Source organism: Allostella sp., from assembly GCF_041913585.1.
Classification (GTDB): domain Bacteria; phylum Pseudomonadota; class Alphaproteobacteria; order ATCC43930; family Allostellaceae; genus Allostella.
Genome location: NZ_JAYSFE010000110.1, coordinates 1 through 16,240, shown reverse-complemented (window position 1 = coordinate 16,240; position 16,240 = coordinate 1). Strand labels below are relative to the sequence as shown.

General features: G+C 69.7%; 16 protein-coding genes and 1 CRISPR repeat array. Of the genes, 11 read left to right on the top strand and 5 right to left on the bottom strand.

Annotated features, from left to right (window positions below; all coding sequences use genetic code 11):
• Nucleotide 1: 1 nt before the first annotated feature.
• Nucleotides 2-640: a CRISPR direct-repeat array (repeat unit 29 nt; unit sequence GTGTTCCCCGCCCGCGCGGGGATGAACCG).
• A 199-nt stretch (nt 641-839) separates the two neighbouring features.
• The 7 genes from ACE3Q3_RS18370 (at nt 840) to ACE3Q3_RS18340 (ending at nt 7,603) form a co-directional block, all read left to right on the top strand.
• A complete protein-coding gene (locus ACE3Q3_RS18370) occupies nt 840-1,262 on the top strand; it encodes a hypothetical protein (RefSeq protein ID WP_374448549.1) in 423 nt (140 codons plus the stop codon).
• Entirely contained in the window at nt 1,262-2,737 is a 1,476-nt protein-coding gene (locus ACE3Q3_RS18365) for a hypothetical protein (protein WP_374448548.1), read from the top strand. The genes ACE3Q3_RS18370 and ACE3Q3_RS18365 overlap by 1 nt, the downstream gene beginning before the upstream one ends.
• Nucleotides 2,734-3,804 carry a hypothetical protein gene (locus ACE3Q3_RS18360; RefSeq protein ID WP_374448546.1) on the top strand — a complete coding sequence of 357 codons (1,071 nt, stop codon included), beginning with the start codon at nt 2,734-2,736 and terminating at the stop codon, nt 3,802-3,804. Before ACE3Q3_RS18365 ends, ACE3Q3_RS18360 begins: the two co-directional genes overlap by 4 nt.
• Nucleotides 3,801-3,971 (top strand): hypothetical protein, encoded by a 171-nt coding sequence (locus tag ACE3Q3_RS18355; RefSeq protein ID WP_374448545.1) that lies wholly within the window; start codon nt 3,801-3,803, stop codon nt 3,969-3,971. Before ACE3Q3_RS18360 ends, ACE3Q3_RS18355 begins: the two co-directional genes overlap by 4 nt.
• A 5-nt stretch (nt 3,972-3,976) precedes the next feature.
• Nucleotides 3,977-5,269, top strand: coding sequence for an ATP-binding protein (locus tag ACE3Q3_RS18350; protein ID WP_374448544.1), 1,293 nt, complete (start codon nt 3,977-3,979; stop codon nt 5,267-5,269).
• Complete coding sequence (locus tag ACE3Q3_RS18345) at nt 5,262-5,795, top strand: response regulator transcription factor (RefSeq protein ID WP_374448543.1); 534 nt, start codon at nt 5,262-5,264, stop codon at nt 5,793-5,795. The genes ACE3Q3_RS18350 and ACE3Q3_RS18345 overlap by 8 nt, the downstream gene beginning before the upstream one ends.
• A 392-nt stretch (nt 5,796-6,187) precedes the next feature.
• On the top strand, nt 6,188-7,603 hold the full coding sequence (locus ACE3Q3_RS18340; protein WP_374448541.1) for an amidase family protein: 1,416 nt from the start codon (nt 6,188-6,190) through the stop codon (nt 7,601-7,603).
• Here the strand turns inward: ACE3Q3_RS18340 and ACE3Q3_RS18335 are convergent.
• From ACE3Q3_RS18335 to ACE3Q3_RS18315, 5 genes are all read right to left on the bottom strand, one after another.
• A complete protein-coding gene (locus ACE3Q3_RS18335; RefSeq protein ID WP_374448539.1) occupies nt 7,596-8,300 on the bottom strand; it encodes an ABC transporter ATP-binding protein in 705 nt (234 codons plus the stop codon). The two genes, ACE3Q3_RS18340 and ACE3Q3_RS18335, sit on opposite strands and share 8 nt — an antisense overlap.
• Nucleotides 8,300-9,049: an ABC transporter ATP-binding protein gene (locus ACE3Q3_RS18330; RefSeq protein ID WP_374448538.1), complete on the bottom strand. Its 750-nt coding sequence runs from the start codon at nt 9,047-9,049 to the stop codon at nt 8,300-8,302. Before ACE3Q3_RS18330 ends, ACE3Q3_RS18335 begins: the two co-directional genes overlap by 1 nt.
• Nucleotides 9,046-10,002: a branched-chain amino acid ABC transporter permease gene (locus ACE3Q3_RS18325; RefSeq protein ID WP_374448537.1), complete on the bottom strand. Its 957-nt coding sequence runs from the start codon at nt 10,000-10,002 to the stop codon at nt 9,046-9,048. The genes ACE3Q3_RS18330 and ACE3Q3_RS18325 overlap by 4 nt, the downstream gene beginning before the upstream one ends.
• 2 nt (nt 10,003-10,004) lie before the next feature.
• A complete protein-coding gene (locus ACE3Q3_RS18320; RefSeq protein WP_374448536.1) occupies nt 10,005-10,862 on the bottom strand; it encodes a branched-chain amino acid ABC transporter permease in 858 nt (285 codons plus the stop codon).
• 89 nt (nt 10,863-10,951) lie between these two features.
• Entirely contained in the window at nt 10,952-12,157 is a 1,206-nt protein-coding gene (locus tag ACE3Q3_RS18315; protein WP_374448534.1) for an ABC transporter substrate-binding protein, read from the bottom strand.
• Between the two features lie 151 nt (nt 12,158-12,308).
• On the opposite strand from ACE3Q3_RS18315, the gene ACE3Q3_RS18310 reads away from it, so the two are divergent.
• The 4 genes from ACE3Q3_RS18310 to ACE3Q3_RS18295 all read left to right on the top strand — a co-directional run bounded on the left by ACE3Q3_RS18310 (nt 12,309) and on the right by ACE3Q3_RS18295 (nt 16,188).
• The gene (locus ACE3Q3_RS18310; RefSeq protein WP_374448532.1) at nt 12,309-13,019 is read left to right on the top strand and encodes an SDR family oxidoreductase; all 711 of its coding nucleotides are present in this window, start codon (nt 12,309-12,311) and stop codon (nt 13,017-13,019) included.
• A gap of 80 nt (nt 13,020-13,099) precedes the next feature.
• Nucleotides 13,100-14,401 (top strand): RidA family protein, encoded by a 1,302-nt coding sequence (locus ACE3Q3_RS18305; RefSeq protein ID WP_374448531.1) that lies wholly within the window; start codon nt 13,100-13,102, stop codon nt 14,399-14,401.
• A 53-nt stretch (nt 14,402-14,454) separates the two neighbouring features.
• Nucleotides 14,455-15,108: a cupin domain-containing protein gene (locus tag ACE3Q3_RS18300; RefSeq protein WP_374448529.1), complete on the top strand. Its 654-nt coding sequence runs from the start codon at nt 14,455-14,457 to the stop codon at nt 15,106-15,108.
• A 126-nt stretch (nt 15,109-15,234) separates the two neighbouring features.
• Nucleotides 15,235-16,188, top strand: coding sequence for a hypothetical protein (locus tag ACE3Q3_RS18295; protein WP_374448527.1), 954 nt, complete (start codon nt 15,235-15,237; stop codon nt 16,186-16,188).
• Nucleotides 16,189-16,240: the final 52 nt, after the last annotated feature.

Genomic DNA, 16,240 nt, shown 5'->3' with positions numbered 1-16,240 from the left:
TGTGTTCCCCGCCCGCGCGGGGATGAACCGCTGCTGACGTCGAGCTACACGCCGAATGTCAGGTGTTCCCCGCCCGCGCGGGGATGAACCGCCCGTCGATCGCCTCGTCACCCTCTACGGCTCGTGTTCCCCGCCCGCGCGGGGATGAACCGGCCGTGTCGGCACTCATGTCGGCGATCGCCTCGTGTTCCCCGCCCGCGCGGGGATGAACCGCGGTGCGGTAGCCGCCATTGCCGTCCGGCACCGTGTTCCCCGCCCGCGCGGGGATGAACCGGAGCGCCAGCGGGTGCCGCCGGTGTCGGCGTTGTGTTCCCCGCCCGCGCGGGGATGAACCGGCCTGGGCGTCGTCGGGATCGGCGATCAGCGTGTGTTCCCCGCCCGCGCGGGGATGAACCAGCCCGTCGCCAATCGCGGTCGGCGATGCGGCGGTGTTCCCCGCCCGCGCGGGGATGAACCGCGGTACTTCACCGTCGAGGAGCACGAGCTCGAGTGTTCCCCGCCCGCGCGGGGATGAACCGGAGATCTCGGGCGTCAACGACAGCGCGCTCGGGAGTTCCCCGCCCGCGCGGGGATGAACCGGCTTCGAGCGCCGCCTCGGCCGTCGTCGTCGCGTGTTCCCCGCCCGCGCGGGGCTGTGCCTTCGTCGGCCGACCTTCGGAGGCGCCGGCGTCGGGCGGCTCCGCCCGCCCCTCCGGGCATGGCCGGAGACTTCCTGCCGGATCGGCCGGTGGCGGGAGGATGCCCGCCGCGGCTCGGCCCTGGACCGATTGTCCAATCCAACCGCGGCCCGGCGGGCCGTATCCATGCGCCCCGATCGAGGCAATGGACCAGGGGGAAGGATGCCGCTCGTATCGCAATGGCTCGCCGCCGTGTCGCGGTGGCTGGCGGCCCGGCCGCATCGGGTCACCATCGTCAACGTCGCGATGCTGTCGCTGCTGCTCGGGTTCGTGGACAGCGTCGCCGTCTTCCAGGCGGTCGGGGCCGGCGCCGTCGCCCTGGCGGCCGTCGGCTTCCTGCGGCGGGCGGGCCGCCGCACCTTCGATCGCCGCCGCGACCGCAGCCTCTACGCGCTCGTCCTGACCTGGGTGCCCGGCCTGCTCGCCACCGCCCTTGCGCTCGTCGGCGTCGCCGCCGCCCAGCCGTCGCGGGCGGCGGTCCATGTCCCGGCCGTCCTCCTCTTCGCGATCGAACTGGCGATGCTGGTCACCGCCTCGGCCGACCTCGGCGCGCCGGACCGCCCTGCCGTCGGAGCGGCCGACTGATGGACTTCCCCGTCTTCCATCTCGACCTCCTCGGCAACCGCTGGCTGGTCGCCACGATCGCCATCCTCCACGTCCTCATCAACCACGGCCTGGCCGTCGGCATGATGCCGCTCGTCGCCGCGATGGAGTGGTACGGCATCAAGACCCGGGACCCGCGATGGGACCGCCTCGCCCACCGCATCCTCTTCGTCGCCTTCCTCGTCACCACCACGGTCGGGGCGCTGACCGGCGTCGGCATCTGGCTCTCGGTCTCGCTCGTCAACCCCTACTCGATCGGCAGCCTGATCCGCGTCTTCTTCTGGGCATGGTTCACGGAGTGGCTCGTCTTCATCACCGAGGTCGGCCTGATCCTCGCCTACACCCTGAGCTGGAAGTCCTGGAGCGCGCGCGGCGCCCGGTGGAAGGCGCGCCACCTGCGGCTCGGCTTCGCGCTCGGCATCTTCTCGTGGGCGACGATGGCGATCATCGTCGCGATCCTCGGCTTCATGATGGACCCCGGCAACTGGCTGGCCGACCGGACCTTCTGGACCGGCGTGCTCAACCCGCTCTACCTGCCGCAGCTCGCCCTCCGGACGCCGCTCGCCGCCGCCATGGCCGGCATCGTCGCCATGTTCCTCATCCTCTTCCTCACGGCGCGGCGGGACGCGTTCCGGCTCGAGGCGCTGCGGGCCGTCGGCCTCTGGACGCTGGCCTTCGCGCCCTTCGTGCTCCTCGCCGGCGGGTGGTACTACGGCCGCGTTCCCGCGGCGATGCAGGCCAATCTCGGCGTCTCGCTGGCGACGCTGCAGTTCGCCGACTGGCAGGACCGGCTCCTCGAGATCGCCGCGCTCACCGTCGCCGCCATCCTGGTCGTCGCGCAGTTCGCCATCGTCCGGCCGAACCTGCTGCCGCGGCTGGCGCTCGTCCTGCCCTTCGTCGCCATCCTCTGGATGACCGGGCATTTCGAGCGCGTGCGCGAATTCGTCCGCAAGCCCTACGTCATCGGCCGCTACATGTATGCCAACGGTCTGCGGGTCGACGACTACGCCCTTCTCCAGCGCGACGGCATCCTCGCCCACACGACCTACTCCAACCCGCTGACGGAGGCCGAGACGGCGGGCCTGCCGGCGGGCCTCGCCGAAGCGGACCGGACGCGGCTTCTCGAGCGCATCCAGAAGGGCAAGGACGTCTTCATGGACGCCTGCTCGCGGTGCCACACGGGGCACGGCGTCAACGCCGTCGCGGGCCATCTCCAGCGCATGTTCGGCGACCAGCCCTGGACCCCGGAGCTGACCGCGCCCTACGTCGAGGGCATGCACCAGGCGCAGCCCTACATGCCGCCCTTCCCGGGCACGGCGGAGGAGCGGCTGCTGCTCGGCTTCTTCCTCGAGCATCTCCAGCGCAACCGCACCCCGATCGCCGGCGCGCAGACCGCAGGCGTCGCCGTCAACCGGGCGACCGCAGCCGCCCGCCCGCAGAAGGCCGCCGCCGAATGAACGCCGTCCCCGTCCCGCGCGACATCCCGCTGCCCTTGCCGGCGTCCGAACCGGTGCTGGTCGCGGTCCTCGTCGTCTTCTTCCTGGTCCACATCGTCTTCGTGAACTTCATGGTCGGGGGCGCGCTGCTCACCCTCTACTACGAGGTCCGCGGGCTGAGGGAGCCGCGCTACGACCGCCTGGCCCAGGCCGTCGCCGCGACGATCACCGCGAACAAGTCGCTCGCGGTGGTGCTCGGCATCGGTCCGCTGCTCGCGATCAACACCCTCTACACGGTCCATTTCTATACCGCCAACGCGCTGACCGGCGGCTTCTGGATCGGCATCGTCCCGCTCGTCGTCGCCGCGTTCGTGCTGACCTATGTCCACAAGTACTGCTGGACCCGGATGGAGCGGACCAAGGCCCTGCACGTCGCGCTGGCCGGCGCGGCCGCCCTGCTGTTCCTCTTCATCCCGCTGATCTTCCTGGCCAACGTCAACTTGATGCTGTTCCCCGAGCGCTGGACCGAGGTCGGCGGCTTCTTCTCCGCCCTCGCCCTGCCGAACGTCCTGCCGCGCTATCTCCACTTCGTGCTGGCCTGCCCGGCGATGACCGGGCTCTTCCTGGTGTGGCTGTTCCGCCGCGAGCCGGAGGCGGCGGTCGCCGCGACCGGCTTCACCCGGAGCGAGCTCGTGCGCGCGGCCTACCGCTGGGCGCTGTGGCCGACCGTGGCCCAGTTCGCCGTCGGCCCGCTGGCGCTGGCGACCCTGCCCGCAACCCGGGAGTCGCTGCAGGGGGCATGGGTGGCGTTTGCGGTGGCGACCTTGGTCGCGCTGGCGATGACCGGGCTCCTCTACCGCGAGACGCGGCGCGACGATGCGCGGATCGGCCGCAGCTTCGCTTCGATCTGCACCTTGATGCTGGTGGTCGTCGCGCTGATGGGGGTGGGCCGCCATCTCTACCGCGAGGCGGCGGTGGCGCCGCACCGCGACCTGGTCCGCGCCAAGACCGAGCGCTACCTGCAGGCGGTCGAGGACGCCAACCGGCGAGCGGGCCGCGACGGCGGCGACGCCGGCCGGACGCCATGATCCCCGGGTCGCTGCAGGCGGGGGACGGCGACCTGGCCCGCGGGATCGAGGCCGCCCGCGCCTGGCTGCGGCGGTGCCGCCGGCGGCCGATCGCGCGCCGGACGTTCCGCGCCGCGGCCGCCATGACCATGGTATGGCTGCCGCTCCTCTACCTCTGGCTGGCCTAGGGTCCGTGCAACGCGACACCGCCATTCCGACACCGGACGCGACCGACCGGAAGAACCTGCGTCTTCTGATCCAGCTCCGCTGGCTGGCCGTCGCGGGCCAGATCGCCACCATCCTCTTCGTGCAGTTCGTGCTCGGCATCGCACTGCCGGTGACGGCGATGCTGGCCGTCCTCGCCTTGCTGGTCGGGCTCAACGTCATGAGCCTGCTGCGCCATCGCCACCAGCCGCGGATATCGAAGGGCGAGCTGTTCCTCGAGCTCCTCTTCGACGTCGCGGCGCTGACGGTGCAGCTCTATCTCAGCGGCGGCGCCGCCAACCCGTTCATCTCGCTCTTCCTGCTGCAGGTGATCCTCGGCGCGGTGCTGCTCGAGCCATGGTCGAGCTGGGCGCTCGTCGCGACCACGAGCGGCGCCTTCGTCTGGCTGACCCAGAGCCATCGCGAACTCGCCCTGCCGCATGCCCACGGCGACGCGCTGTTCGGCCTCCATCTCCAGGGCATGTTCATCTGCTTCGTGCTGGCGGCGACCCTGCTCGTGCTCTTCGTCACGCGGATCCAGCGCAACCTGGAGGCTCGGGACCGGCATCTGGCCGAGCTCCGCCAGCGCGCGGCGGAGGAGGACCACATCGTCCGCATGGGCCTCCTCGCGTCGGGCGCCGCGCACGAGCTCGGCACCCCGCTGGCGACGCTGTCCGTCATCCTCGGCGACTGGCAGCGCATGGCGAAGTTCCGCTCGGACCCGGAGGTCGCCGAGGAGATCGCGGAGATGCAGGAGCAGGTCACGCGCTGCAAGACGATCGTGTCCGGCATCCTGATGTCGGCGGGGGATGCGCGGGGCGAGGGCACGGTCCGCACGAGCGCCCGGACGTTCCTCGACGAAACCGTCGGCGAATGGCGGCGCAGCCGCAGCCCCGCCGCGCTCGAGTACGACGCGAGCCTGCTGCCGAACCTCGCCATGGTCTGCGACGCCGCCCTGAAGCAGGTCGTCTTCAACGTTCTCGACAACGCGCTGGAGGCGTCGCCGGACTGGGTCGGCGTCACCGCCCGGCACGAGGGCGACCGGCTCCTCGTCACCGTCGCCGATTCGGGCGCCGGATTTGCCGCCGACATGCTGGCCGGGATCGGCAAGCCCTACCGCACGACCAAGCGCCGCCCCGGCGGCGGGCTCGGCCTGTTCCTGGTGGTGAACGTCGTCCGCAAGCTGGGCGGCGCGGTCGAGGCGCGGAACCGGGATGCGGGCGGGGCGAGCGTGACCCTGTGCCTGCCGCTCGGGGCAGCGGCGGAGGCGCGCGGTGAATGACGACCGCCGGCTGCTGATCGTCGAGGACGACCCCGCCTTCGCGCGGGCGCTGCGCCGGTCCTTCGAGCGGCGCGGGTTCGCGGTCGCCCACTGCGACGGCGTCGACGGGATCGAGGCCGCGCTGGCGGATTGCCGGCCGCGCTACGCCGTCGTCGACCTCAAACTGGCGAGCGGGTCCGGGCTGGACTGCGTCCGCATCCTCCACGCCCGGTCGGCGGCGATGCGGATCGTCGTCCTGACCGGCTTCGCCAGCATCGCCACCGCCGTCGAGGCGATCAAGCTGGGCGCCTGCCACTACCTGCCGAAGCCGTCCAACACCAGCGACATCCTCGCCGCCTTCGCCAGGGCGAACGGGGACCCCGGCGTGCCGGTAACCCAGCGCCCGACCTCGATCAAGAACCTCGAGTGGGAGCGCATCCACGAGACACTGGCCGAGACCGGCTTCAACATCTCCGAAACCGCCCGGCGGCTGGGAATGCACCGCCGCACGCTCGCGCGGAAACTGGGCAAGCAGCGGGTGAAATAGGCCGTCGCGAGCGGGCTTTCCGGCGCGGCGCTGGTTGCGGCGCTCTTCGGGCCCCAGACAGCGGAACGCCCCGGCCTTTCGGCTCGGGGCGTTCGTGAACTATCGGAGGTTGCGGGGACGCACAACGGCCTTTGGCGAACACGCATGGCGGTCCCTTGAGCGATCCGCGACAGGCAAGGGGAGGACGCCGACTCGCCGGGTAGGTCCTTGCTCGAGCTAGCGCCGCCTGGCGCAATTCGTCAGATCGAGAGGTCGACGCGCCAGCACTGACAGACGTCTTGTCTCGGGTCGAGGGGCATGACCGAACGCGCGAATTGTCGATAGCGCCTGAAGACGGGGTTGCCTGTTCGACGAACTCGCCCGCCGCGCTGGTGGCGGCTACGGTGCGCGCCGTGGCACTGTCCTCGACCATGACACCGATCCCTGACCTGTCGTTCGCCAGCGCCATGGACCTGCTGCAGGGTTATACTGCCGGTTCGCTCGATCCTGTGGCGGTCACAGAGCACTACCTCGCTCGCATCGCCGCCCACAACCGGGCGCTGAATGCATTCTGCCACGTCGATGCCGACGGCGCCCTGAGTGCCGCGCGGGCGTCCGCCAAGCGCTGGCGAGAGGGCACGCCATGCGGTCCGCTGGATGGCGTGCCGGCGACAATCAAGGACTTCTTCGAGGTCGCAGGCATGCCGACCCGCCGCGGGTCCCGCCTGTTGGCTGATGCCCCGCCCGCTGCGATCGACGCCCCGGCCGTGGCGCGATTGCGCGAGGCGGGCGCGGTCCTGCTGGGCAAGACGACGACCACCGAGTTCGGCCACAAGGCGTCCGGCGTCTCGCCCCTGACGGGCGTGACGCGCAACCCGCTCGACCCAGCCTGGAGTTCCGGTGGTTCGTCCTGCGGAGCGGGGGTGGCAACGGCGGCCGGGCTGGCCCCGCTCAATCTCGGAAGCGACGCCGCGGGATCCATCCGTATCCCTGCGGCCTTCTGCGGCGTCTATGGCCACAAGCCGAGCGGAGGCTTGGTGCCGGCCTTTCCGCCCAGCGCCTTCGGTCATGCCGCCGTTCTGGGACCGATGACGCGGACGGTGGCCGACGGGCGGCTGATGCTGCGGGTGATGGCCCGGCCGAACGGCCAGCGCATGGCGGACGATGTCCAGCCGCGCGAGGCCCGCCACCTGCGCCTGGTGGCCGCGACCGGTGTCAACGACTGCCGGGCGACGGGCGAAGCACTCGACCGGTTCGAGGCCGGCCTCGCCACGCTGGCTGCCGCCGGCGCCCGGATCGAGCGGCGGGAAATCCGGATCGAGGACCTGCTGCCGCGCTTCCTCGCCCTGTGGCATGTCTTCGTCGCGACCGCGACCCGCCTGATCCCGGACCCGGACATGACGCGGGTGGAACCGACCATGGCGGCGATGATCCGGCGGGGCCGCACGATCGGCGCCGTCGAGTTCAATGCCGCGACCGTGTTCTTCGCCGAGACGGCCGTCATGCTGGAGGGGTTGATCGGCGACGCCCATGCACTGCTGCTGCCGACCCTGCCATTCGGCCCGTTCGGATCGGCGGAGGAGCATCCGGGCGAGCCGCCGCCGGAGGGCTGGCTCGCCTGGGGCCAGACCTGCTGGCTGTTCAATGCGACCATGATGCCGGCCAGCAGCGTCCCCTATGCGCGCCTGGCCGACGGGCGACCGCTCGGCCTTCAGGTCGTCGGCCATCGCTGGTCGGACGCGCGTGGATGGGCCGACGAACGGGTGATGGCGGTGGCCGAGATCGCGTCGCGCCTGCTGCCGTTTCCGGCGGCGGACACCGTCAGGTGACGACCGAGCGCAGCGTCAGGTAGCGGTCCTTCACGGCCTCGTCGGCGGCGAACTCGGCGGCCGACCCCTCATAGACCGTACGGCCGAGATCGATGATGGTGTGCCGGTCGCCGAGCTTCATGCAGACGGCGAGATTCTGCTCCACCAGCAGGATTGCCGTACCCTGGTCGCGGATGCGCCGGAAGGTGTCCACCAGCTCGTTGACGATGACCGGGGCCAGCCCCTCCGTCGGCTCGTCCAGTAGCAGCAGGCGCGGGCCGGAGACGAGCGCCCGAGCGATCGCCAGCATCTGCTGCTCGCCGCCCGACAGGCGGCTGCCCAGGTTGCGCCGGCGCTCCTGCAGGCGCGGGAAGAGCTGGAACACATCCTCGATCTGCCACGGCGACTTTCGGTCGGCCGCGATCTCCAGGTTCTCCCGCACACTGAGGAGCGAGAAGATCCCGCGATGCTCGGGCACCATCGCGAGGCCCAGGCGGGCGATCGCGTGGGTCGGCAGGCCGGCCAGATCCTGACCCATGAACGCGACCCGACCGCCGGTCGGCGGCAGCAGGCGCATGATGGCGCGCAAGGTCGTCGTCTTGCCCGCGCCATTGCGGCCCAGCAGCGTGACGAGTTCGCCCGCCTCCACATTCAGCGATACGCCCTGGAGGATGTGACTCTTCCCGTAGTGGGCATTGAGGCCGTTGACCGTCAGCATCACGCCACCTCGCCCAGATACGCCATCTGCACCCGGCGGTCGGCGCGGATCATATCGGGCGGCCCCTCGACCAGAACTTCGCCCTGGAACATGACCGTAATGGTGTCGCTGATGCCCATGACGATCGCCATGTTGTGCTCGATCAGGACGACCGTGCAGGTCTGAGCGGTCTCGCGGATGAGCCGGCGGACGGCATCGATGTCGTCGATCCCCATGCCGGCCGTGGGCTCGTCCAGGAATACGAGCTGTGGCCGGGCAGCCAGGGCCAGGCCGATCTCCAGCCGGCGCTGCTGACCGTGCGACAGCTCGGCCGACTTGCGCTCCGCTACGTCGCCCAGGCTGAGAAAGGCCAGCAATTCCTCGGCCCGGACGACGGCCGGCGCCAGGCTGCGGTCGCGCGACAGCATGCCCAGCAGGCCCAGCCCCAGCTTTCGCTGGCAGGCGAGCGCCAGGCTCTGACGAACGGTCATGGACGCGAACAGGCTGGTCACCTGGAAGGACCGGCCGATGCCCAGCACCGTGCGCCGGTGCATGGGCAGGCGGGTGATGTCGCGGCCGGCGAAAGACACGCTGCCGGACGACGGCATCACCCGCCCTGTCAGCGCGTTGAACAGCGTCGTCTTGCCCGCGCCATTGGGGCCGATGATCGAATGGATCTTGCCCGGCACCAGATCCAGCGAGACGTCGCGGACGGCGACGAAGTCGCCGAACTTCACGGTCAGGTCGCGGACCTCGAGAATCGCCGTCATGAGCGGCCGTCCTGGCGGGTGAACCTCTTGAGCACGGCCTCGACGCCGCTCCACGCACCGCCGCGGAGCAGCAGCACGACGGCGATGAGGGTCACCCCCACCCCGAACAGCCAGCGCGGCCAGATCGAAGACAGCACGTCGGCCGCGACGTTGTAGACGAGCGCGCCCAGGAAGGCTCCGTAGAACGAGCCCGTACCGCCCAGGATCGCCATGATGACGATGCGCTCGCTCATCTCGAACTCGATGTTGTTCAGCGGCACATAGCCGATGAACATGGCGTGCAGCGCACCGGCCAGCCCTGTCACGGCCCCGGCCACGACGAACGTCGCCCACTTGTACTGTAGGACGTTGAAGCCCAGCGCCTCGGCCCGGAGATCGTTCTCGCGCAATGCCACGACAACGGCACCGAACGGGCTGCGCGCGACGCGTCCCAGCACGGTGAAGACCAAGCAGAACACGGCCGCCGTGACGATATAGAAGGTACCGGGCGTGGCGAGCGCACTCACCGTGTAGCCCGCCAGGACGAGTGCCGGCCGCGGCACGTCGGTCAGGCCGTTCTCGCCGCCGGTCAGATGCCCGAAGGCCAGGACGAGAAAATAGGCCACCTGCGAGAAGGCCAGCGTCAGCATGACGAAATAGACGCCGCGCTTGCGGATGGCGAAGAGACCGACGAACCCGGCCAGGATGGCCCCCGAGAGCGCGCCGGTCAGCAGGGCCGGCAGCAATGTCAGCCCCAGTCCGGTCATGGCAAACGCCGTCAGGTACGAGCCGCCGCCGAAGAAGACGCTCTGACCGAACGACATCAGCCCTGCATAGCCCAGCAGGAGCGTGCAGCCGGAAACGGCGATCGCGAAGATCAGCACCTCGGTCGCCAGCGAGACCGACGGCAGGGCAAAGCGGAGTGCGACCGAGATGGCGATCAGGGCGGCGAGGTCGCGGATGGCGGGCGGCATGGCTATGCCCGGCCGAACAGGCCGTAGGGCCGCAGGAGGATCACCGCCAGCATGGTGACATAGATCATCAGGCGGGCGCCCTCGGGCCAGATGCTGCTCATCAGGCTCTGGACGATGCCGATCATCAACCCGCCGGCGAGAGCCCCGGTGAAGTTTCCGAGGCCGCCGATGACCACCACGACGAAGGCGATCGCCAACGCCTCGAAGCTCATGAAGGGCTCGACGCCGCGCAGGGGGGCGGCGATCGTGCCGGCCACGGCGGCCAGCCAGGCAGCCCCGGCGAAGGTGAAGCCGAACAGGCGAAAGGTGTCGACACCCAGCAGCGACAGCATTTCTGGTGCCTCGCTGCCCGCCCGCAGCAGTGCGCCAATACGGCTTCGCTCCATCATCAGCCACAGGCCGCCGGCCAGCACCGCCGCCACGGCGATCACGAACAGGCGATAGGTGGGGTAGACGAAGTCGCCGAGGACGACGATGCCGTCCAGCCCGGTCGGGATCGGCACATGCTGGGGCACCGGCCCCCAGATGGCCATCACCGTCTCCTGAAACATCAGCGCGATGCCGACCGTGACCAGGATGTGGGCGTCGTGGGACATGTGATAGATGCGGTGGAACAGGATCCGGTCGAGCACCCAGGCGAGCGCGGCCACCACCAGCGGCGACACCAGCAACGCCAGCCAGAAGCTGTCGAAGAGCTGGATCAGATAGAAGGCGAGATAAGCGCCCACCAGGTAGAAGGCGCCATGCGCGAAGTTGACGAAGCGCAGGATGCCGAAGATGATCGTCAGCCCGACGGCGATCAGGAAGTAGATCATCCCGATGCCGATGCCGTTCAGGGTCTGGAGCAGATAGACGTGCATCGGGCTGGGCGGCTGGGTTGGGTGGCGTTCGTCGATGGGCGTGACTGCGAGATGGCGGGAGGAGCCTCTGCCCCTCCCGCCCTCTGTCGTCAGGCCATCTTGCAGCCGGTCTTTTCGAGCGGCAGGAACGACTTACCGCTGGAGATGATGTCGGCGAAGTTCTCGCCGTCCTTCATCGCCGACCGTGCCTTGCCGATCGCCAGGTAGTAGTCCTTGATGACTTGGTGGTCGCCGGCCCGGATCGTCTCGTCGCCGGTGATACCCTCGTAGGTCATGCCCTCCATGGCAGCGATGATCTTGGCCGGTTCGATGTCGTTGGCCTTGTTCATGCCCTCAAGCAGCATCTGGACGATCGCGTAGCCGACCGCGACCAGGTAAGTCGGGGTCTCGTTCAGCTTCTCCTTCACCAGCTGGCGGAGGCGGCGGTTGCCCGGGGCGTCAACCTCGTGCCAGTACTGTAGGCCGAAATAGACGCCCTCGATGACGTTCGACCCCAGTGCCTGGAATTGGTCGAGCCCGGTCGACCAGGGCACCACGATCTTCATGTTGCGCTTGGCGCCGAAGCTGACGGCCTGGCGGAGGACGTCGGCCGTCTGGTTGCCGAAATTCAGGATGCAGAGGACATCCGGCTTCTGCGCGATCGCCGCCGTGATGTAGCCGGAGAATTCCTTCTCGGCCAGCGAGTGGTAGCTGTTGCCGGCATGTTCCAGGCCCTTCTCGGCCAGCACCGCCTTGGTGTTGCGCAGCAGGGCCTCGCCGAAGACGTACTGGCCGGTGATCGTGTACCAGCGCTTGGCGCCGGGGTTCAGTTCGATCATTGGCCGGACCGTCTGTTCGATCGCGCCGTAGGTCGCGACCGGCCAGCGGAACGTGGATCGGTTGCAGTCGGGCCCGGTGATCTCGTCCGCTCCGCCCTGGTTGGTGTAGATGCCGCCCGCCTTGTGCACCTCCTTCGAGATGGCCAGCGCCATCGAGGAGATGGTGGCGCCGATGAAGTGGCGGATCTTCATCTGCTCGATCGCCTCCTGGACCTTCCGGACCGCCTTGCCGGGATCCCCCTGGTCGTCGAGCAGGACGTAGTTCAGCGCGGCGCCGCCGGCCTTGCCATAAGTATCAACCGCCAGCTTGGAGCCGCGGTTGGCCAGCACCGCCGCACTCGCGAAGGGACCGGTCGAGGAATAGACCGCACCGATGTCGATCCGGTCGGCGGCGAATCCGGAGCGGATGAAGCCCGGCAGCGGCAGAGCGGCGGCGCCCGCGGCAGCCGCCAGTTGGATGAAGCGTCGGCGTTGCATTGAGCCCTCCCTCATGAACCAGCGCCTCCGGCGGAGGTCCGAACTCCGATTTCACAAAAGTGAAAGCGATGCTACATTTGCTGAAAATTTCCGTCAATCGCCAGGAGCACGCGTCATGGGTTCGAATAGCCAGGCTCTGAAGAGCGTGGACTTGAATGGCAAGGTCGCGATCATCACGGGCGCCAGCAGCGGCCTCGGTCTCGCATGCGCCGAAGCCCTGGCCGGCGAGGGCGTCCGCCTGGCGCTGGGCGGGCGGCGGGCCGACCGGCTGGAGGCGTTTGCCGCGCGCGTTCCCGGCACCCGCACGCTGGCCGGCGACATCACCGATCCAGCCGCGATCGACGCGCTGTTCGCCCTGGCGGAGGAGGCGTTCGGATCCATCGACATCGTCTTCAACAATGCCGGCTACATGACCTCCGGCCCGATCGAGGAGATCGACATCGACCGGGTGGCCGCCATGGTGCGGATCAATGTCGAGGCCGCCTATCGCGTGATGTACACGGCGATGAAGCGCTTCCGCCGCGCCGGGACGGGCCATCTCGTCAACACCTCCAGCATCCTCGGCCTGAAGGTCGGTCTGGAAAGCGGCGCCTATGCCGGCACCAAGTTCGCGATCGAGGCGCTGGCCGAGGCGCTGCGGATGGAGGTGGCGCGCAGCGACATCCGCATCACCAACCTGCAGCCGGGCCTCATCGCCACGGAACTGCATCGCGAGTACGAGGTCCCGATCGCCAAGCAGCGCAGCATCGACCACCCGCTGCAGCCGGCCGACGTCGCCCAGGCTCTGCTGTTCGCCCTGAAGCAGCCGCCCCATGTGCGCGTGCCCGCAATCCTGATCTCGCCCGGCGAGTCCGCGCTGTGAAGACAGGACCGGAGCCCAGACGCGGGATCGTCGCCGGACCGCCCGGCGCAACATGGCCGGCCGCCGGCATCGCCGGGCCGTTGCTGTTCCTGGGCAGCCACACGCCGCATCGGCCGGATACGGGCGAGGTCGTCGCCGGCTCGGCCGAACTGCCGGCGGACGCGCTTCGCGCCGTGGCGACCGGCGCCGCCTTCGTCGACATCCGCGCCGACCGCTTCACCGCGCAGACGTGGCAGTGCCTGCGCAACCTGGAGGCGACCCTGGCCGCGGCCGGAGCCACGCTGGCCCATCTGGCTCTGCTACGGGTCGTCCTCCGCCGGTCCGAGGACGGGCCGTTCCTGGCCCGCACCCTGGCAGCCCTGCTGCCGGTTCCGTTGCCGGCAGTCGACGTCATGGTTTGCGCCACGCCGGGCAGCGACCCCGCCATCGACATCGTCCTGGATGGTGTCGCTACCCATGGCGGCAGCGCCGCGCCCGAGAAGCTGACGCTGCCGGAACTGGCCGGCCTGACGCAGCCCTACGCGACCCTGGCAAGGGCGGGCGGCCTCGTCTTCACCTCGAACCTGCCGGGCATCGATCCGGGAACGGGCGCGGCTCCGGAACGATCCTCGGATCTCCCGCCCGAGTTCCGCAGCCTGGTGGAGGCATGCCGGCCGGCCGACCGCGAGATCGAGCGTTTCCTGGTCCAACAGGCGGTTATGTGGCGCAACCTGCGCCGCCTCCTCGATCTCGCCGGCATCGCGCCGGCCGACGTGCTCTACCACAATGCCTGGCTGCTGCGGTCGATGCAGTTCCTGGCCTATGGCTCGGTGGCTCGCGCGCTGGGGCGGGACTTCGACGGCTTTGCCCTGTCCTGCTTCCCCGTGACCGCCCTTCCAGGCACCGCCAGCCTGTGGACCGGTCGCCTCGTGACACGCGATCCTGCCGGCGCCATGGCAAAGCGGGTGGTGGGCGAGCCGCACGCCCTGTCGCGCTCCTATCACGGCATCGTCCAGGCGGGTCCCGTCGTCATGACCGCGGGCGAGGTGCCGATCGACCTTGCGGTGCCGCGCCTGATCGAAGGCCCGCGGCACCTGTCGGCGGCTGTCCGTGGCATCGCCACCGGCCGCAGCGACCGTGCCGGCCCGGCCGCGGCACAGGCCGCGCATGTCTATGGCCTGCTGGCCGAGGGCCTGGACCAGTACGGCACCGGGTTGGGACAGGTCGTCCACCAGACCATATATCTGGCCGACCTCGCCGACACGGCGACGGTGCTGCTGGTTGCCCTGTCGATGTTCGGTGGCGCCCTTCCGGCCACCTCGATCGTGCCGGTGCTGGGAGCGACGGCCTATGACGGCGCCCTGATCGAGATCGAGGTGACGGCCGCGGCCGGACCCGCCTGACCGCCGCAACCGAGGCCTGGGTCGCACGGGGACGGGAAAGAGAGGCGACGGGCGTGAAGCAGGACGTCAAGGAACGGGCCGCACCCGACAGCATGGTGCCCGACGCGGGGGTGCCCGCGGCCGCGGAAACCGAGGCGATGGTGCCGCCCGTGCCGGGGATCGGCGCCCATCTGCGCCGCATCCGCAAGGAGCGCGGCTATCCGCTGACGCGCCTGGCGGAGGCGGCCGGCGTCTCCATCGGCCTGATCAGCCAGATCGAGCGCGGCCTGACCTCGCCGTCGGTGCGCTCCTTGCGCCAGATCTGCGGCGCCCTGGGGCTGCCGCTCAGCAGCGTCTTCCAGACGACCGAACTGCCGCAGCCGACCGACGGCGGCCGCGTGATCCGGCCGGTCGCACGCCGTATCCTCGACCTATCCTACAAGGGCGTCATCAAGCAGATGCTGACCCCGGCCGATCCCAGCACGCTGGAGATGATGTTCGTCCACGTCGCCCCCGGCGGCAGTTCGGGTCCGGACTACTACACCCATCGCGGCATCGAGTGCGGCATGGTGATGGCGGGGCAACTGGAACTCTGGGTCGATCAGGAGCGCCACCTGCTGGAGCAGAACGACAGCTTCCGCTTCCACAGCGACATCCCCCACCGCTTCGCCAACCCGGGCCGGATCGAAGCGGTGGTTCTGTGGGTGACGTCGACCGTCGGCGCCTAGTCCCGCGGCGGTCGGACCCGCCATGCACACACGCGGTCGCCGGCCCTAAAAATGGTCGCCCCTGTTTAGCGTATCGGACTACCCTAACTCAACCGTGAGGCGCAGCTCCGCAACCTGGAAACCGACATGGCGCTCGATCTGATCACAGCCCCTCCCCCCGGCGGGGCCAGTCCGGCGCTCGAGATCGATGCCGACATCGCGTCCAGCTTCACCTATGCCTCATACCAGAATGCCATTCCGATGCTCCGGTCGGTTGCGATCGTGTGCTCGGGGACCGGCATCGTCCAGAACTGCACGCTGGATCTGGCATCGACCCCGCCGTTTCTGCGCCCGAAGCGATGGACGATCGACCGGCTCGTCGCCGGAGACACGGTGCCGCTGGTCGACCGCAAGGTCGAACTCGATGCGCAGTACCTAGCCGGGCTGAACGAGGCCGAGCGGGGAGAGATTTCCCTGAGCCTGTCGGTCGGAGACACGCTGCGCGTCGAGAAGCGGATCCCGGTGCGGCTCCTCGCCCGGGACGAATGGGGCGGGGTCACCGACATGGCCCAGCTGCTGCCCGCCTTCGTGATGCCGAACGACCCGGCCGTCGCCGCCATCCTGCGCAGCGCGGCCGACCGGCTGGCCGAGCATGGGCATGCGAGCGGGCTCGACGGCTACCAGAGCGGCAGCCCGCAGCGTGCCTTCCTGCTGGCAGCGGCGATCTATTCGGCGATAGCGGGTCTCGCCATCCACTATGCCGAACCGCCTGCCAGCTTCGAGGAGCGGGGGCAGAAGGTCCGCCGCCCGGCGACGATCGCCGGCGACCGGCTGGGCACCTGCCTCGACACCGGCCTGCTGTTCGCCGCGGCGCTGGAAGCGGTGGGCCTTCATCCGGTGGTCTTCCTGTTCCGGGGCCACGCGGCCGCGGGCGTGTGGCTGGCGGGACGAACACACTGTCCAGCGGCGCTGCCGGCCGGGGCGCTGCACTACGCCAGGGCTCCGCGCCCCGGCCTCTTGCCACAAACGACGACAACGGTTCAGATTGACGGTCCCCCGGTTTTTCCTCCGGTCGGAACGAGAGCTTCCGCACCTCATTGACGGTCCCCCGGTTTTTCCTCCGGTCGGAACGAGAGCTTCCGCACCTCATCGG

What these genes read in the sequence shown, in the direction of transcription:
- ACE3Q3_RS18370 (WP_374448549.1), top strand. Translation starts at nt 840, where the DNA reads ATGCCGCTCGTATCGCAATGGCTCGCCGCCGTGTCGCGGTGGCTGGCG.
- ACE3Q3_RS18365 (WP_374448548.1), top strand. Translation starts at nt 1,262, where the DNA reads ATGGACTTCCCCGTCTTCCATCTCGACCTCCTCGGCAACCGCTGGCTG.
- ACE3Q3_RS18360 (WP_374448546.1), top strand. Translation starts at nt 2,734, where the DNA reads ATGAACGCCGTCCCCGTCCCGCGCGACATCCCGCTGCCCTTGCCGGCG.
- ACE3Q3_RS18355 (WP_374448545.1), top strand. Translation starts at nt 3,801, where the DNA reads ATGATCCCCGGGTCGCTGCAGGCGGGGGACGGCGACCTGGCCCGCGGG.
- ACE3Q3_RS18335 (WP_374448539.1), bottom strand. Translation starts at nt 8,300, where the DNA reads ATGCTGACGGTCAACGGCCTCAATGCCCACTACGGGAAGAGTCACATC.
- ACE3Q3_RS18330 (WP_374448538.1), bottom strand. Translation starts at nt 9,049, where the DNA reads ATGACGGCGATTCTCGAGGTCCGCGACCTGACCGTGAAGTTCGGCGAC.
- ACE3Q3_RS18325 (WP_374448537.1), bottom strand. Translation starts at nt 10,002, where the DNA reads ATGCCGCCCGCCATCCGCGACCTCGCCGCCCTGATCGCCATCTCGGTC.
- ACE3Q3_RS18320 (WP_374448536.1), bottom strand. Translation starts at nt 10,862, where the DNA reads ATGCACGTCTATCTGCTCCAGACCCTGAACGGCATCGGCATCGGGATG.
- ACE3Q3_RS18315 (WP_374448534.1), bottom strand. Translation starts at nt 12,157, where the DNA reads ATGCAACGCCGACGCTTCATCCAACTGGCGGCTGCCGCGGGCGCCGCC.
- ACE3Q3_RS18295 (WP_374448527.1), top strand. Translation starts at nt 15,235, where the DNA reads ATGGCGCTCGATCTGATCACAGCCCCTCCCCCCGGCGGGGCCAGTCCG.